Below are 16408 nucleotides of genomic sequence, written 5' to 3'. Positions count from 1 at the left end.
TGTCGGCCGCCGCCGTCATCGACAATCTGCGCCTTTACATGTCGCGCATTCTTGCTCCGCGCGCGACACTGCATGGCGTATTTCTCGACATCCTGGGCATGGGCGTATTGCTGACCGGCGACTCCGGTCTCGGCAAAAGCGAACTCGGTCTCGAACTCATCAGCCGCGGCCACGGACTCGTGGCCGATGACGCGGTCGATTTCGTCCGACTCGGCCCCGATTTCGTCGAAGGCCGTTGCCCGCCGCTGTTGCAAAACCTGCTCGAAGTGCGCGGCCTCGGCTTGCTCGACATCAAGACGATCTTCGGCGAAACGGCGGTGCGCCGGAAGATGAAGCTGAAACTGATCGTCCAGCTCGTACGCCGCCCCGACGGCGAGTTCCAACGGCTGCCGCTCGAAAGCCAGACGGTCGACGTGCTGGGCCTGCCGATCAGCAAAGTCACGATCCAGGTGGCCGCCGGGCGCAACCTCGCCGTGCTCGTCGAGGCCGCGGTGCGCAATACCATCCTGCAGTTGCGCGGTATCGACACGCTGCGCGATTTCATGGACCGCCAACGCCTCGCCATGCAGGATCCCGACAGCCAGTTGCCCGGCAAGCTCATGTGATCGATGGCCGGACCGGCGCATGCCGCGCCCGGCCCATTGTCCGCTCGAACGAGGCCCAATGCTGGTGATATGATGAGATGAACGAGTCTTCTCCCATGCGTATAGTCCTGATCACCGGCATTTCCGGCTCCGGCAAATCTGTCGCACTGAACGCGCTCGCGGACGCGGGGTATTACTGCGTCGACAACCTGCCGCCGCGCTTTTTGCCGTCGCTCGTGCAATACCTGGCGACCGAGGACGATGGGCAGGAGCGGCTCGCGGTCGCCATCGATGCCCGTTCGAGCGCCTCGCTCGACGAGATGCCCGGCATCATCCGCGATCTGGCCAGCGAACACGATGTGCGCGTGCTGTTCCTCAATGCGAGCACCCAATCGCTCATCCAGCGCTTCTCCGAAACGCGGCGCCGTCATCCGCTTTCGGGCACGCCGGCGCACGATGCCGATGTCGGATTGCTCGCCTCGCTCGAAGAAGCGATCGAGCGGGAGCGGCACCTGGTTGCGCCGCTCGCGGAGTTCGGGCATCAGATCGATACGAGCAGCTTGCGCGCGAACGTGTTGAGGGCGTGGGTGACCCGCTTCATCGAAGACCAGCGCGAGGGCTTGATGCTGATGTTCGAATCGTTCGGGTTCAAGCGCGGCTTGCCGCTCGACGCCGACTTCGTATTCGATGTGCGCGCTTTGCCGAACCCGTACTACGATGACCGTCTGCGTCCGCTCACCGGACGCGATAAGCCTGTCATCGATTACCTCGATGCACTGCCGATCGTCCACGAGATGATCGACGATATTCATACCTTCGTGATGAAGTGGCTGCCGCGGTTCCGCGAAGACAACCGCAGCTACCTGACCGTCGCGATCGGATGCACGGGCGGGCAGCACCGCTCCGTGTTCATCGCAGAGACGCTCGCCGCGCGTCTTGCCCGCGAAGCGACGGTCATCGTGCGGCACCGGGACGCGCCGGTTCAAATCGGCGAATCGTCGAGACTAGTGGCTTAACCCGCCGCGCTCAAGGCAGCGGCTCTTTCGAAGCGTTGCGCCATGTCCTCCAATCCTGCCGTCTACGCCGATCTACCGCTCTTTCCCCTGCACACGGTACTGTTCCCGGACGGGATTTTGCCGCTGAAGATTTTCGAGGCTCGCTATCTCGACATGGCACGAACGTGCTTGCGCGAGGAGGCCCCCTTCGGCGTGTGCCTGCTGAAAAGCGGAAGCGAAGTGGCGCACGGCGACGAGCCCGCCGTGCCCGAAGCGGTCGGCTGTCTCGCGCGCATCGAGCATTGCGATGTCGACGAGTTCGGCATGCTGCACGTTCGCGCCCGCGGCACCGAGCGCTTCCGGCTGCTCTCGCACCGGGTGGAACCGAGCAGTCTGCTCGTCGGCATGGCCGAGCCGCTCGCCCAGGACATTCCGCTCGAAGGCGCCGACGCCCTGGCGAAGTTCGGTGCCTGCGCGGAGGTGCTCGAACGCATCATCGAAACGCTTCGCGAGCGCGACCCGGAGTGTCAGCCGTTCGGCGAGCCGCTGCGTTTCGACGATCCCACGTGGGTCTCGAATCGCCTCTCGGAAGTGTTGCAAATCCCCTTGCGGGCGCGCCAGAAACTCATGGAGCTCGTCGACGTCAACGCGCGCATCGATTGCGTCCACCACTATATGCAGCAGCATCAGCTGCTCTAGCCGGCCGGAGGATGTTCGAACCGCGCTGTGTGTTATCGAATGGCTGGCTATGGCGCCCCTGCGTCATAGCAACGAGCCCTTGAGCCCCTCGAGCAGCTTGCGCACCGGCGCCGGCACGCCGTAGGCGTCGAGTTCGTCCAGTGGCACCCATGCGCTCTCTTCGTCGCGCAGCTCGCGCGCAGCTTGCGGCGCGCGCATATCGTAGTCGGCCAGGCGCGGCTCGATATCGAGCTTGAAATGCGTGAACGTATGCGTGAGCGGCGCGAGGCGAGCCAGCCCGTTCGCCGCGCCGAACTCGCCCGCGCGTACGGCGAGCGCGGCTTCATCGGCCGCTTCGGGCAAGCTCCATAGTCCGCCCCAGATGCCCGTGGGCGGACGCCGTTCGAGCAGCACGGCGGGCCCATCGCGCAATATCAACATCCAGGTGCGGCGAGTCGGAATCGTCTTTTTCGGGCGCGCGACGGGCAGCTCGCGCTGCCGCCCCGCCAAGTTGGCCACGCATTCGGCGGCAAACGGACAGTGCGCGCAATCGGGTTTGCCGCGTACGCACAGCGTCGCGCCGAGATCCATCAGACCTTGGGTGTAGGCACTCACTTGGGCGCTGCTGGCGTCCGCGCCCGGCATCAGCGTCTCGGCCAGCGCCCACATGGCTGTCTCCACGCGTTTGTCGCCCGGAAATCCGTCGATGCCGAAGATGCGGGCGAGCACACGCTTGACGTTGCCATCGAGGATCGTCGCACGCGCGCCGAATGCGAACGAGGCGATCGCCGCCGCAGTCGATCGGCCAATGCCGGGCAATGTCGCGAGCGCGTCCGGCGACGCCGGAAATTCGCCGCCATGCTGTGCGACGACGACTTGGGCGCAGCGGTGCAGATTGCGTGCACGAGTGTAGTAGCCGAGGCCCGCCCAAAGCGCCATGACGTCGTCGACGTTCGCCGCGGCCAGCGCGGCGACATCGGGAAAGCGCGAGAGGAACCTGGCGTAGTAGGGAATCACCGTTGCGACTTGCGTCTGTTGCAACATGATCTCGGAGAGCCAGATTCGATAAGGGTCGCGCGTGTTTTGCCACGGCAGGTCGTGACGGCCGTGCCGGCGCTGCCAGGCGATGAGGCGCTCGGCAAAGACGGCATGCATCTCGACTGGGGCAGGCGCCGTGCAATCGGGCGCGATGAGAGCAGGGTCGGACATGAGAGAAAATGTTGGGTTCAGCGCTGGCAATGCGCACAGAAATAGGTCGAGCGCTGCCCCTGCACGAGATGCCGGATAGGCGTGCCGCAAACGCGGCACGGCAAGCCGGCCCGGTCGTAGACATGGCAATCGAGCTGGAAGTAGCCGCTTTCGCCGTCGCTGCCGACGAAATCGCGCAGCGTGCTGCCGCCGCGCTCGATCGCCGCGGCAAGCGTGGCGCACACCGCTTGGGCAAGCCGCTCGCAGCGCGCGCTCGACAGGCGACCGGCCGCGGTCGTCGGCCGGATGCCTGCTCGAAACAGGCTCTCGGAAGCGTAAATATTGCCGACGCCGACGACGATGTCCCCTGCCAGGAGCGCCTGCTTGATCGATACCTTGCGCCCGCGCGTGCGCTGGTGAATCAGCGCGCCCGTGAATTCGGGCGAGAACGGTTCGACCCCGAGGCCAGCCAACAGCGGATGAGTATCGATGCTGCCCGCGGTACGCGGATGCCAAAGGACGGCCCCGAAGCGGCGCGGATCGCGGTAGCGCAGCACGAATTCGTCGAAGACCCAGTCGATATGGTCATGTCTGGCTGGCGCCGGGATGCCGGCGTTCGGCAAAACGCGCAGCGTGCCCGTCATGCCGAGATGGACGATGAACCAGCCGGCGTCGATCTCGAACAGCAGATACTTGCCGCGCCGCCCCACTGCCCTGATCTGCTGCCGGGCCAGCGTGACCGCCAGTTGCGCCGGAATGGGCCAGCGCAAAGCCGGCGTGCGCACGTCGACGCGCTCGACGCGGCGCCCGCGCACGTAAGGCTCGATACCGCGGCGGGTCACTTCGACTTCTGGCAGCTCTGGCATGTCAATTGGCTGTGAATCACTGGAGATAGGGCGCTACTTGCGCGGTCGAATCTGCGTGTATTGTAGCGAGCGCGTTACAATCGACCGAAACCCTCGAACGGATCTCCATGATTTTGTCCCTGAAGCTGCCTTCGACGCGCCCGGACAGCGTGCGCTCAGCCCGACGCGGCGCACCCGTCGGCCGGATCGCCGCGGGCCTTGTCGCATTCGCGCTCGCCGCGTATCCCGCGTTCGCACAAGATCCGGCGCCGTCCGACGATTCGGCCACGGCCTCTTCGAGCACCGATCTTTTCTCGTCCTCGCTGCCCGAGGAAACGAAAGGTTTGCCGGACGTGCCGCTCACGAGCCAGATCGTTTTCCAGGTACTGGCGGCGGAAATCGCATTGCAGCGCAATGAACCGGCGCCGGCTTACCAGACGTATCTGGCGCTCGCTCGGGACACCCACGATCCGCGCATGGCGCAGCGCGCCGCCGAAATCGCCATTGCGGCACAAAGCCCGGCCGATGCGCTCGCCGCCGCGCAGCTGTGGCGGCAATATGCGCCCAGCTCCGAACGCGCCGCGCAGCTCGACGCGTCGCTGCTCGTGCTGTCGGGCAAGCCCGACGAGGCCGAACCGATGCTCGCGGCCGAGTTGGCGAAGGTCCCCGCCGCGGAGCGCGGCAGCTCGATCCTCGCGCTCCAGGTCCTGCTTTCGCGCGGGCCCAACCGCGTGGGCGGATTGCATGTGCTGCAGGATCTGTTGAAGCACGACCTCGATCGGCCCGAGGCATTGACGGCGATCGGCCGCCAGCAACTGCTGGCCGACGATCAGCCGGGCGCTCGGACTTCGTTGGTGCAGGCGCTCAAGCTCAAGCCCGATTACGTGCCCGCGGCGCTCGCACTCGCGCAAATGGGCCCGGAGGCGCGCAACGACGCGATCGCCTCGTTCGAGTCGGTCGTGAAGCAAAATCCGAAATCGCACGATGCGCGGCTCGCGCTGGCGCAGCTCTATCTATCGAGCGAACGCGTCGAAGATGCCCAAAAGCAGTTCGAAGCGATGCATAGCCTCGATCCGCACGACCCGACACCGCTAATGGCGTTAGGTCTCATCAAAATCCAGCAAAAGCAGTATGACGCGGCTCAGAAGTACCTGAAGCAGTACGCCGACCTGACGGAGAAGACGCCGGGTGCCGATGCCGGGCAGGCTTACATCTTTCTCGCGCAGTTGGCCATCGAGCAGAAAGACGAGGCGCAAGCCGCCAAGTGGCTCGACAAGGTCACGCCGGACAGCCCGCGCTATGTTTCGGCCCGTGTCACGCGCGCGCAGTTGCTCGCCAAGCAAGGCAAGACCGACGATGCGCGCAAGATGCTCGCCGATCTGCAAAGCCCCGATCCTCGCGCGCAGGCGCTCATCGCGCGCACCGACGCCGCGATCCTGTTCGACGCGAAGCGTTACGGCGAGGCCGAAGCGCGCCTCACGGCCGCTAACGACGCGTTCCCCGACGATCCCGAAATCCTCTACGACCTTGCCATGGCCGCGGAGAAAACCGGGCATTTCGACCTCATGGAGTCGAAGCTGCGCCAGCTCATCAAGGACCAGCCCGACAATCCCCAAGCTTATAACGCACTCGGTTATTCGCTTGCGGACCGCAATCAACATCTCGACGAAGCCGAAAAGCTGATCGAGAAAGCTTCCTCGCTCGCGCCGAACGATGCGTTCATCATGGACAGCCTGGGTTGGGTCAAGTACCGCCGTGGCGACACGAACGACGCTGCGCGGCTTTTGCGCAAGGCATACGATCTGCAGCCGAACGCCGAAATCGGCGCGCACCTCGGCGAGGTGCTCTGGAAGAGCGGAGATCAGGCCAAAGCGAAGGCCGCCTGGCGCGACGCCCGCAAGCTCGAGCCCGATAACGATACGCTCGTGAAGACGCTCAAACGCTTCCAGGTCAACACCAACGATCTCTGATGGCTTTTTGTTTCCCCCTTCGTTCTTCCCTTCGTTCGTTCGTCGCGGCGGCATTTGCGGTCGCGGCGATTTCCGGTTGCTCGGTCGCGCCGACGCGCGGGCCCTCTACGTCGAACGCGGCCACATCGCTTTCCACACAGACGAACCGCGCCTACCGGGGCCGCTTCTCGGTCAGGTACACCGATGTCAACGGCCGGCCCCGGAATGCGTATGGCAACTTCGACTGGCAGGAGCAAGGCGACACGGTCACGCTGCAGCTGCTGAACCCGTTCGGCCAGACGCTCGCGATCGTGACGTCGTCACCCTCCGCCGCGACGCTCGAGCTGCCGAATCGCCAACCGATGACGGCTGACGACGTAGGGACGCTGATGCGCAACGCGCTCGGCTTTTCGCTGCCGGTCGAAGGCCTGCGCTATTGGTTGCAACCGTCGCCGGCGCCGACTTCGCACGCGAAGACGGTGCCCGATCCGCAGGTCCAGTCGCGCCTCAAGGAGATCGACCAGGACGGTTGGACCATCCAGTACGTGAGCTACGCCGATGCACCGGAAACCGGCGTCAAACGCGTCGATCTGACGCGCCGCGAGCCGCCGCTGGACATCAAGCTGGTCCTGGACCGATGACATCTCCCCGCGCGAACCCTGAACGCGAAGCATGATCGAAACGACCGAATCGCTGCGGGACTGTCCGGCCCCCGCCAAGCTCAATCTGTTCTTGCATATCACGGGCCGTCGGCCGGACGGCTATCACGCGCTCCAATCGGTGTTTCAGCTGCTCGATTGGGGCGATACGCTGCATTTCACGCTGCGCGCTGACGGCGAGATACGCCGCCGGAACGCCATTGCCGGAGTGCCTGAGGAAAGCGATCTCGTCGTCCGCGCGGCGAAGCTGCTCAAAGCGCAAACGGGGACCCGCCTCGGGGTCGATATCGACATCGAGAAACGGCTGCCGATGGGTGCCGGCCTGGGCGGCGGCAGCTCCGATGCGGCAACGACGCTGCTCGCGCTGAATCGGCTCTGGAAGCTCCGCCTGTCGCGTGAAACGCTCTGCTCGCTCGGGCTCACGCTCGGCGCCGACGTTCCGTTTTTCGTCTTCGGCCGCAACGCGTTCGCCGAAGGCGTCGGCGAGGCCCTGCGGCCCGTCGCCCTGCCGTCGCGCTACTTCCTCGTCGTCACGCCTAAAGTCCATGTGCCGACCGCAGCGATTTTCTCCGACAAGTCGTTGACACGCAATTCGGAACCCGTCACAATTACGGACTTTCTCGCACAGCAAAGTTGCGATGCAAGATGGCCTGACAGCTTCGGCCGGAATGACATGCAGCCCGTTGTCGTGGGAAAATACGCGGAAGTCGCGCAGGTGCTGGAGTGGTTTGATCGCGTCGCACCCGCGCGGATGACTGGATCGGGTTCAAGCGTTTTTGCCGCCTTCACCAGCATCGCCGAAGCGGAAGCGGCACAAGCCAAACTGCCAGCAGGTTGGACGAGCGCCGTGGTACGGAGTCTGGATACGCATCCACTCCTCGCTTTCGCGTCATGAGTTTTCGCCTCGCCGGAGGTCAATCGCAATCCGGCGAAGCTCAGAGTCAGTGTAGGGGAGTCGCCAAGTTGGTCAAGGCACCGGATTTTGATTCCGGCATGCGAGGGTTCGAGTCCTTCCTCCCCTGCCAAACATTCCCGCAGTCCCCGCCTCCAGCAGCAGGTGCATGATGAGCAGCCATGACGGCCTAATGGTTTTTACTGGCAACGCGAATCCGGCGCTTGCGCAAGAAGTCGTCAGAATTCTCGGCATACCGCTCGGCAAAGCCATGGTCAGCCGTTTTTCGGACGGCGAGATCCAGGTCGAGATCCAGGAGAACGTGCGCGGCAAGGATGTCTTCGTGCTCCAGTCCACCTGTGCGCCCGCGAACGACAATCTGATGGAGCTGATGATCATGGTCGATGCGCTCAAGCGCGCCTCGGCCGGTCGCATCACCGCCGCCATCCCCTACTTCGGCTATGCCCGCCAGGATCGCCGCCCGCGCTCGGCGCGCGTGGCGATTTCGGCGAAGGTCGTGGCGAACATGCTGGAAATCGCCGGTGTCGAGCGGATCATCACGATGGATCTGCACGCCGACCAGATTCAAGGCTTCTTCGACATTCCCGTCGATAACATCTATGCGACGCCGGTGCTGCTGGGCGATCTGCGCAAGCAGAACTACGAGAACCTGCTCGTGGTATCGCCCGACGTCGGCGGTGTGGTACGGGCGCGTGCGCTCGCGAAACAGCTCAATTGCGATCTGGCCATCATCGACAAGCGCCGTCCGAAAGCGAACGTCGCCGAAGTGATGAACATCATCGGCGAAGTCGAGGGCCGGACCTGCGTGATCATGGACGACATGGTCGATACGGCCGGTACGCTGTGCAAAGCCGCACAGGTGCTCAAAGAGCGCGGCGCGAAGCAGGTCGTCGCTTACGCAACGCACCCCGTGCTATCCGGCGGCGCGGCCGAGCGGCTGACGAATTCCGAGCTCGACGAGCTCGTCGTGACGGACACGATTCCGCTCAGCGACGAATCGCGCGGTTGCGAGAAAATCCGCTCGCTCTCGTGCGCGGGGCTGCTGGCGGAGACGTTCTCGCGCATCCGCCGCGGCGATTCGGTGATGTCGCTGTTCGCCGAAAGCTGAGCATCGCAAACAAGACATGACTGAAGGCGCTGCTTCGTGCAGCGCCTTTGGCTTGAGAGGCACCCTCCTATCGGATGTGCCGCGTTACCATGGGGCCGACGCGCCAAATGCGCCGATGCCCCGTTTCACTGCCTGGTCGCGGGCAGTTATGGAGATTGAACATGAAAGTCGTCGCTTTCGAGCGCAACAAGCAAGGTACGGGTGCGAGCCGCCGCCTGCGCAATTCCGGCAAGACGCCGGGAATCGTGTATGGCGCCAACAGCGAGCCGCAACTGGTCGAACTCGATCACAACGCCCTCTGGCACGCCCTGAAGAAGGAAGCGTTCCACTCGTCGATCCTCGATCTCGAAGTGGCCGGCAAGTCGCAAGCCGTGCTGCTGCGCGATGTGCAATATCATCCGTTCCGTCAGATCGTGCTGCACGTGGACTTCCAGCGTGTCGATGCGAACAAGAAGCTGCATACGAAGGTGCCCGTGCACTTCATGAACCAGGAAACGAACCCTGCCGTGAAGCTCGGCGGCGCGGTGATCTCGCACGTCGTGACCGAAGTGGAAATCGAGTGCCTGCCTGGCGATCTGCCTGAATACGTGGAACTCGATCTCGCGAAGATCGAAGCGGGCCAGTCGCTGCACGCGAAGGACATCGTATTGCCCAAGGGCGTGTCGCTGACGGCTCACATCGAAGCGGAAAATCCCGTGATCGCCGCTGCTGCGGTGCCGGCCGGTGCCGTGTCGAGCGAAGCCGCTGCCGAAGGCGAAGGCGAGACGCCGGCAGCCTAAGGATTTCGTCGATCGATATCCTCTCGATCCGTTTCAATGGGACGGACGACGTGACCCGCCGCGGCATGCCCGGCGGGTTTTTTTTGTCATCTTTCGGCCGGTGGCTATAGCTGAGGGCTGATGGCTGAGACGAACCATGATCAAGCTGATCGTCGGGCTCGGTAACCCGGGCGCCGAATACACCGCGACACGCCACAATGCGGGCTTCTGGCTCGTCGATCAACTCGCGCGTGACGCCGGCGCCACGCTGCGCGACGAGCGGCGCTTTCACGGCTTTTATGCCAAAGCGCGACTGTTCGGCGAAGAGGTCCATCTGCTCGAACCGCAAACCTACATGAACCGCTCGGGTCAGTCGGTCGTCGCGCTCGCGCATTTCTTCAAGATACTGCCCGACCAGATCCTCGTCGCTCACGACGAACTCGATCTGCCGCCCGGCGCCGTCAAGCTCAAACTCGGCGGTGGGAGCGGCGGTCATAACGGCCTCAAGGACATTTCAGCGCATCTCTCGTCGCAGCAGTATTGGCGCCTGCGCATCGGCATCGGACATCCGCGCGACCTGATTCCCGAGGCTGCGCGCGCGGGCGCAAAACCCGATGTCGCGAACTATGTGTTGAAGCCTCCCCGCAAGGAAGAGCAGGAAGATATCGATACGGCGGTCGAACGGGCGCTAGCCGTCATGCCGCATGTGGTGAAAGGGGAATTGGAGCGGGCGATGATGCAGTTGCATCGCGCGGCGTGACACGGTGCGTGTGGTGAGGTCCGCTCGACTGCTGCGCGTGTAAGCGGGACGACACAAGCCCGCAAGCCGCGAATCAGCCGGCCTTGTTATCGGCGTCGTTCTCGTTCTTGTTTGCGCTGTTATCCTCGCTGCCGCCGCCATTCGGTGCAGCGGCTTTCGCTGCCTGCAGGTTGTGGTATTTGACGAGCAATTCCTCGGCGCTTTCCACGTGTTGCGGATCGCGAGGAATGCATTCGACGGGGCAAACCTGCTGACACTGCGGCTCATCGAAATGGCCAACGCATTCGGTGCACTTCGACGGGTCGATCACATAGATCTCCGGTCCCATCGAGATTGCGTCGTTCGGGCACTCGGGCTCGCACACGTCGCAATTGATGCATTCGTCGGTAATAATCAGGGCCATACTGCCGCAACCTTCCTGAAAGATTCCACATTATAGCTTCGCCGTTCCAGGCCCGATCGACGGCGTAAGGCTGCTGCGAGCGTCACGGCGCCGCGGAATGCGGCCCCATCTGGGCGACCTTCTCCTTGAGCCACTTTTCGACCGACGGGAACACGAACTTGCTCACGTCGCCGCCCAGCTGTGCAATCTCGCGCACGATCGTGCCCGAAATGAACTGGTACTGATCCGACGGCGTCATGAACATCGTTTCCACGTCAGGCAGCAGATAGCGGTTCATGCCGGCCATCTGGAACTCGTATTCGAAATCGGAGACCGCGCGCAGGCCTCGCACGATCACGCGTGCGTTGTTTGCCCGTACGAAGTCCTTGAGCAGCCCGCTGAAGCTCATGATCTGCACATTGGAATAATGCCCAAGCACCTCTTGAGCGATGTCCAGCCGCTCTTGCAGCGTGAAAAACGGCTTCTTGTTGCGGCTGTCCGCAACACCGACCACGAGCGTATCGAATATGCTCGCCGCGCGGCGCACGAGGTCCTCATGACCCCGGGTGAGCGGGTCGAACGTACCCGGGTACACGGCGACTACCATGGACATCTCCTCTCGTTATCCGTCGGGGCGCCCCGCCATTCGCGGGCCGCTGCGGACCGGGAGCGGCTCCGTGCCCGCCCGGTATCGCGTTCGAAACGGGCATTATTCATCATTTTCGCGCTGCAGCAAATGATAGTGGACCGCGCCGGCCTTGCCGCGGCGGACAATGCTCCACCCGCCGAGCAGCGGCTCCTCTTCGTCGAGCGGCTCGCCCGACTCGACATACAGCCAGCCGTCGTCCGCGACGAGCGGCAGGGCGAGCTCCAACGCACGCGAGAGCATCCCCTCGCCGAAGGGCGGATCGAGAAAAACGACGTCGAACGAGCGGGGAGCGAGGCTCCCGGCCAGCTTCAGGCCATCGGCCTCGGCGATCTCGATCGCGCGAGCGGCCAAACGCGCCTGGTTCTCGCGTAGCTGCCTCGCGGCGCGCGCGTTGCGCTCGACCATCACGACCCGCTCGGCCCCACGCGATGCCGCTTCGAACCCCAGCGCACCGCTGCCCGCGAACAGGTCCAGGCAACGTTGACCGTCGAGCCGCTGGCCCAGCCAATTGAAGAGCGTTTCCCGGACGCGGTCGGGCGTCGGGCGCAGGCCTTCGAGATCGAGCACGGGCAACGGCGTGCGCTTCCAGTCGCCGCCGATGATACGGACGGTATGACCTTTGCCGCGGGCGGCTGATTGCTGCGGCGTGCGCGAATGAGAAGTGGAGCGAGGCATCGAACGGAACTCGAGTGAAACGGGCAAGCGCACACGACGACAGCGCCGCTCAGTACGCAACGGCGCCCACGTTACCACAGCATCTACCGTGACGCGCCGTTCGGCGCGGGCGACGCGAGCCGCGTCGACGGCGCCTGATAAAATAGCCATCTTTTGCCGCGCAGCGCGGGCCGCGTCATCTGCCCCCCCGCGACAGGCGCCACCGCAAGCGTCGCGGCGCACCAAGCCCAATCCACCGTCCAGGCCATGTTCAGTTTTTTCAAGCGATTCAAGGGCTCGAAAGCGCCCGAAACCGTCGAGGCGCCCCCCGCGCCCGCCGCCGAAGAACCGGCCGTCGAGCCTGCGCCGGCACCCGCGCCGGAAGCCGAGCCGGCGCCGGTAACTGCTCGTACGCCCACCGTCGACGCTGTGCGCGCGCCGCAAGCCGAGCCGGGACCCGAGCCGCAGCCGGCTCAGCCGCCGCTGCACGCTGGCTCCGGCGCCGGGGCGCAACCAGCCCCCGAGCGAACGGAGCCTTTGGACGAGTCCGCAAACGAGGTCGTCGAGATCGTCCCTCCCCCCGCCCCCGAGCCTGCCGCAAAGCAATCATGGCTTTCACGGCTGAAGGCCGGCCTGTCGAAGACGAGCGCAGGGCTGACCGGTATTTTCGTCGGGACGAAGATCGACGATGCGCTCTATGAGGAGCTCGAAACCGCGCTGCTGATGTCGGATGCCGGTGTCGAAGCGACGGAGTACCTGCTCGGGGCCCTACGCGAGAAGGTCCGTGCCGAACGCCTCACCGATCCGCAGCAAGTGAAATGGGCCCTGCGTTCGCTGCTCGTCGAGCTACTGAGTCCGCTCGAAAAGTCGTTGATGCTGGGACGTGCGCAGCCGATGGTCATGATGATCGCCGGCGTCAACGGCGCCGGAAAAACCACGAGCATCGGCAAGCTGGCCAAACATTTGCAACGGTTCGAGCAGTCGGTGTTGCTCGCGGCCGGCGATACCTTCCGCGCTGCCGCCCGCGAGCAACTCGCGATCTGGGGCGAGCGCAACAACGTGACCGTCGTATCGCAGGAAAGCGGCGACCCGGCGGCCGTGATTTTCGATGCGGTAAGCGCTGCGCGCGCTCGCAGGGTCGATATCGTGATGGCCGATACGGCAGGTCGTCTGCCCACGCAGCTTCATTTGATGGAGGAGCTGCGCAAGGTCAAACGCGTGATCGGCAAAGCGATGGAGGGCGCGCCGCAAGAGGTGTTGCTCGTGATCGATGCCAACACGGGGCAGAACGCGCTCGCGCAAGTGAAAGCCTTCGACGATGCGCTTTCACTGACCGGCCTCATCGTCACGAAACTCGACGGAACCGCGAAAGGCGGCATTTTGGTCGCGATCGCGCGCCAACGGCCGGTGCCCGTCTACTTCATCGGCGTGGGAGAGAAAGTCGAGGACTTGCAGCCCTTCAGCGCAGAAGAATTTGCCGACGCCCTGCTCGGCTGAACATGCCGCCGGCGGTCGGCCGCGGCCTCACTCCGCGTCCGGCTGCGCTCCGGGCGCGGCACGCGCAAACGCATCGAGCCCGCTTGCGTGCTCGTAAAGACGCTGCAACGTCGGATAGGGCGCGATATCGATCTTGAACCGCAGCGCGTTGAATACTTGCGGCACGAGGCAAACATCGGCGAGCGTCGCCGTATCGCCGAATACGAACGTGCCTGTACGCGGATCGGCCGATAGCCGTGCCTCCAGCGAAGCGAACCCGTTTTCGATCCAATGCCGGTACCAGCCGTTCTTGGCCTCCTCGGAAACGCCCATCTCGCGCACGAGATAGCGCAGCACGCGCAGATTATCGAGCGGATGGATCTCGCAGGCGATCTGCAAGGCAATGGCCCGCACATACGCGCGATCCGCGGCCGCCGCGGGCAAAAGCGGTGGATTCGGATGCGTTTCCTCGAGATACTCGATGATCGCGAGCGACTGCTGCAATACCACGTCGTCGCCGTCCACGAGCGTCGGCACGATGGCGTCCGGACTGAGCTTGCGGTAATCGGCCGTGAGCTGCTCGCCGCCCGCGCGCAGCAGATGAACGGGCATGTACTCGTACGGCAGGTTCTTCAAATTGAGCGCAATGCGCACTCGGTATGCGGCCGAACTCCGAAAGTAGCTGTAAAGCTTCATGGTCGACTCCGACGATGCGCACGGTCACACGACGCATACGCTGAATTCTCCGAGACCCTCGATGCCGCCCCTCATCGAATCGCCCTTGACGATCGCGCCCACGCCTTCGGGTGTCCCCGTAAAGATCAGATCGCCGGCGTTCAACTCGAACAACGTCGACAAATAAGCGATCGTTTCCGGTGTCGACCAGATCAATTGCGATACGTCGGAGCGCTGTTTCTCGGTGCCGTTCACCTCGAGCCAGATGGCGCCCCGATCGATGTGGCCAACTCGGGCGACGGGGTGGATCGGGCCGATCGGCGCCGAATGATCGAAGCCTTTTGCGGTCTCCCAGGGCCGTCCCAGTTTTTTCGCTTCGGCCTGGAGATCGCGCCGCGTCATGTCGAGCCCGAGCGCATAGCCGTAGACGTGCTCGAGCGCGCGCTCGACGGGAATGTCCCGACCGGCCTTGCCGATCGCAACGACGAGCTCCATTTCGTAATGGACATTGGTCGAGCACGACGGATACGGAAATTCGCCCGTTGCGCCCGGCGCCACGTTCAGGACCGCGTCGGCCGGCTTCGAGAAAAAGAACGGCGGCTCGCGGTCCGGGTCATGGCCCATTTCGCGCGCGTGCGCCTCGTAATTGCGTCCGACGCAATAGATGCGGCGCACGGGGAAGCGCCGGCCGGTGCCCGCAGCGGCGGTCGTTTCCGCGACCGGCACCGAGACGGTGGGCGCCGGAGCAAACACATAATCCATTCCCCTCTCCCTGCAATGAAAGAAAAGAGTTTAACGCGCGTGCAGGTGCCACGGCTTGCAAGATCGCGGCGAATGCGGTACTCAATGATGTTGCACAGCCTACTTACTTCGACGGGTTCTCGTCGCACCCGCTTCCTGTCATGACTGAATCCGCCGCCTCGCCGGGCACCTTTGCCTGCGCCCGTTTCATCAAGGAAATCGGACGCGGTCCGAACGGAGCCCGCGCGCTCTCGCCGGAAGACACGCACGCGTTGTATAGCGCGATGCTCGATGGCCGCGTCTCGGATATCGAGCTCGGCGCGGTGATGCTCGCCTACCGGCTCAAAGGCGAGACGGCTGCGGAACTCGCCGCCATGCTCGCGGCCGCGCAAGCGTCGTTCGCGTTACTGCGCGTGCCGGGCGGTGAGAGCCGGCCCGTGTCCATTCCGAGCTACAACGGCGCGCGCAAGCAGCCCAACCTGGTGCCGCTGCTCGCGCTGCTGCTTGCGCGCGAGGGCGTACCGACGCTCGTGCACGGCGTGAGCGAGGATGCCGGGCGGGTGACGAGCGCAGAGATTTTCGCGAGGCTGGGGATCGCGCCGGCCAAGTCCCATCCCGAGATCGAGGCCCAATTGGCCAGCCGCGCGCTCGCCTTCGCGCCGATCGAGGTACTGGCGCCGAAGCTCGCGCGGCTTTTGGCGCTGCGCCGGATCATGGGCGTGCGCAATTCGACGCATACGCTCGTGAAAATCCTGCAGCCGTTTTCGTCTCCGGGCCTGCGGCTCGTCAACTATACGCATCCGGAGTATCGCGAGAGCCTCGCCGAACTCTTCGCCGGCCATCCGGCAGCCGCCGTGGGCGGAGCGTTGCTCGCACGCGGCACCGAGGGCGAGGCTGTAGCTGACACGCGCCGCCAAGTCCAGATCGACTGGCTGCACGACGGCGTGGCCGAAACGCTCGTCGCGGCCGAGCGCAGTTCCTCCGAAGCGCAACCGGCCGCTCTGCCCGAATCGCGCGATGCGGACACGACCGCGGCGTGGACCCAGGCCGTGCTGGACGGCCGGCAGCCCGTGCCGCCGACGCTCGCGCGCCAGGTGGAGACGATCGTAAGGGTCGCGCGGCAGGATTAGCCGAACGGCGACGGTTGACAGCGTCGCCGTCGCTGACATACAGTGCGCTTCATGCGTTCCATTTCGAACACCCTCCGAATTACCTCCGGCCGACTAGCGCGGCCTCTATCGCTACGACTAGCGTAAGCCAGCCGTAGCGCCGCGTGTCGTTTGCGCGGTCCTCCTGCAGTTCCCGCAGTTCCGTTTCGCCCAAACCGCAGTTCCCTACAAACCGTAGTCGTCAGCATTCGGCCGAATACCGTTCGGGCGAATCGCGAAATGCGC

Annotated in this window: 16 protein-coding genes, 1 tRNA gene and 2 pseudogenes; 12 read left to right on the top strand and 7 right to left on the bottom strand. The window is 64.4% G+C overall.

Features of this window, described 5'->3' with window-relative positions:
• The 3 genes and pseudogenes from ACO1XS_RS10305 to ACO1XS_RS10295 form a co-directional block, all read left to right on the top strand.
• Positions 1-605, top strand: a pseudogene (locus ACO1XS_RS10305) (HPr(Ser) kinase/phosphatase); the annotation flags it as partial.
• A 95-nt stretch (positions 606-700) separates the two neighbouring features.
• On the top strand, positions 701-1600 hold the full coding sequence (rapZ, locus tag ACO1XS_RS10300) for an RNase adapter RapZ (RefSeq protein ID WP_440561623.1): 900 nt from the start codon (positions 701-703) through the stop codon (positions 1598-1600).
• Positions 1601-1642: 42 nt separating this feature from the next.
• Positions 1643-2278: an LON peptidase substrate-binding domain-containing protein gene (locus ACO1XS_RS10295; RefSeq protein WP_486390605.1), complete on the top strand. Its 636-nt coding sequence runs from the start codon at positions 1643-1645 to the stop codon at positions 2276-2278.
• A gap of 63 nt (positions 2279-2341) precedes the next feature.
• Here ACO1XS_RS10295 and mutY read toward each other — a convergent pair whose 3' ends face one another.
• The gene (mutY, locus tag ACO1XS_RS10290) at positions 2342-3466 is read right to left on the bottom strand and encodes an A/G-specific adenine glycosylase (protein WP_486390604.1); all 1125 of its coding nucleotides are present in this window, start codon (positions 3464-3466) and stop codon (positions 2342-2344) included.
• A gap of 17 nt (positions 3467-3483) precedes the next feature.
• Positions 3484-4311 carry a bifunctional DNA-formamidopyrimidine glycosylase/DNA-(apurinic or apyrimidinic site) lyase gene (mutM, locus tag ACO1XS_RS10285; RefSeq protein WP_486390603.1) on the bottom strand — a complete coding sequence of 276 codons (828 nt, stop codon included), beginning with the start codon at positions 4309-4311 and terminating at the stop codon, positions 3484-3486.
• Between the two features lie 107 nt (positions 4312-4418).
• On the opposite strand from mutM, the gene ACO1XS_RS10280 reads away from it, so the two are divergent.
• The 7 genes from ACO1XS_RS10280 to pth all read left to right on the top strand — a co-directional run bounded on the left by ACO1XS_RS10280 (position 4419) and on the right by pth (position 10437).
• A complete protein-coding gene (locus tag ACO1XS_RS10280) occupies positions 4419-6260 on the top strand; it encodes a tetratricopeptide repeat protein (RefSeq protein ID WP_486390602.1) in 1842 nt (613 codons plus the stop codon).
• Positions 6260-6880, top strand: coding sequence for a lipoprotein insertase outer membrane protein LolB (gene lolB, locus ACO1XS_RS10275; protein ID WP_331569277.1), 621 nt, complete (start codon positions 6260-6262; stop codon positions 6878-6880). The genes ACO1XS_RS10280 and lolB overlap by 1 nt, the downstream gene beginning before the upstream one ends.
• A 31-nt stretch (positions 6881-6911) precedes the next feature.
• Entirely contained in the window at positions 6912-7793 is an 882-nt protein-coding gene (gene ispE, locus ACO1XS_RS10270) for a 4-(cytidine 5'-diphospho)-2-C-methyl-D-erythritol kinase (RefSeq protein WP_331569279.1), read from the top strand.
• A 53-nt stretch (positions 7794-7846) separates the two neighbouring features.
• Positions 7847-7923: transfer RNA gene (locus tag ACO1XS_RS10265), tRNA-Gln, on the top strand.
• Between the two features lie 39 nt (positions 7924-7962).
• Positions 7963-8919 carry a ribose-phosphate pyrophosphokinase gene (locus tag ACO1XS_RS10260; protein WP_331569400.1) on the top strand — a complete coding sequence of 319 codons (957 nt, stop codon included), beginning with the start codon at positions 7963-7965 and terminating at the stop codon, positions 8917-8919.
• Between the two features lie 161 nt (positions 8920-9080).
• Complete coding sequence (locus tag ACO1XS_RS10255) at positions 9081-9698, top strand: 50S ribosomal protein L25/general stress protein Ctc (RefSeq protein WP_331569281.1); 618 nt, start codon at positions 9081-9083, stop codon at positions 9696-9698.
• Positions 9699-9834: 136 nt separating this feature from the next.
• Positions 9835-10437: an aminoacyl-tRNA hydrolase gene (gene pth / locus ACO1XS_RS10250; RefSeq protein WP_331569283.1), complete on the top strand. Its 603-nt coding sequence runs from the start codon at positions 9835-9837 to the stop codon at positions 10435-10437.
• Positions 10438-10585: 148 nt separating this feature from the next.
• Here pth and ACO1XS_RS10245 read toward each other — a convergent pair.
• The 3 genes and pseudogenes from ACO1XS_RS10245 to rsmD form a co-directional block, all read right to left on the bottom strand.
• Positions 10586-10840, bottom strand: a pseudogene (locus ACO1XS_RS10245) (YfhL family 4Fe-4S dicluster ferredoxin); the annotation flags it as partial.
• Between the two features lie 82 nt (positions 10841-10922).
• Positions 10923-11426: a pantetheine-phosphate adenylyltransferase gene (gene coaD / locus ACO1XS_RS10240; RefSeq protein WP_481582769.1), complete on the bottom strand. Its 504-nt coding sequence runs from the start codon at positions 11424-11426 to the stop codon at positions 10923-10925.
• Positions 11427-11528: 102 nt separating this feature from the next.
• Positions 11529-12143: a 16S rRNA (guanine(966)-N(2))-methyltransferase RsmD gene (gene rsmD / locus ACO1XS_RS10235; RefSeq protein WP_331569286.1), complete on the bottom strand. Its 615-nt coding sequence runs from the start codon at positions 12141-12143 to the stop codon at positions 11529-11531.
• A 246-nt stretch (positions 12144-12389) separates the two neighbouring features.
• Here rsmD and ftsY point away from each other — a divergent pair, with 246 nt between their 5' ends.
• Positions 12390-13619 (top strand): signal recognition particle-docking protein FtsY, encoded by a 1230-nt coding sequence (ftsY, locus tag ACO1XS_RS10230; protein ID WP_486390601.1) that lies wholly within the window; start codon positions 12390-12392, stop codon positions 13617-13619.
• Between the two features lie 27 nt (positions 13620-13646).
• On the opposite strand, the gene maiA is transcribed toward ftsY, so the two are convergent.
• The gene (gene maiA / locus ACO1XS_RS10225; protein ID WP_481582324.1) at positions 13647-14294 is read right to left on the bottom strand and encodes a maleylacetoacetate isomerase; all 648 of its coding nucleotides are present in this window, start codon (positions 14292-14294) and stop codon (positions 13647-13649) included.
• A gap of 24 nt (positions 14295-14318) precedes the next feature.
• Positions 14319-15035, bottom strand: a complete 717-nt coding sequence (locus ACO1XS_RS10220; protein ID WP_486390600.1) for a fumarylacetoacetate hydrolase family protein — start codon at positions 15033-15035, stop codon at positions 14319-14321.
• A 140-nt stretch (positions 15036-15175) separates the two neighbouring features.
• Here ACO1XS_RS10220 and ybiB point away from each other — a divergent pair, with 140 nt between their 5' ends.
• Positions 15176-16144: a DNA-binding protein YbiB gene (gene ybiB / locus ACO1XS_RS10215; protein ID WP_486390599.1), complete on the top strand. Its 969-nt coding sequence runs from the start codon at positions 15176-15178 to the stop codon at positions 16142-16144.
• Positions 16145-16408: the final 264 nt, after the last annotated feature.

Source organism: Trinickia sp. (assembly GCF_057351765.1).
Note: the sequence above shows the minus strand (reverse complement) of the source record. Positions and strands in the feature narration are given on the sequence as shown.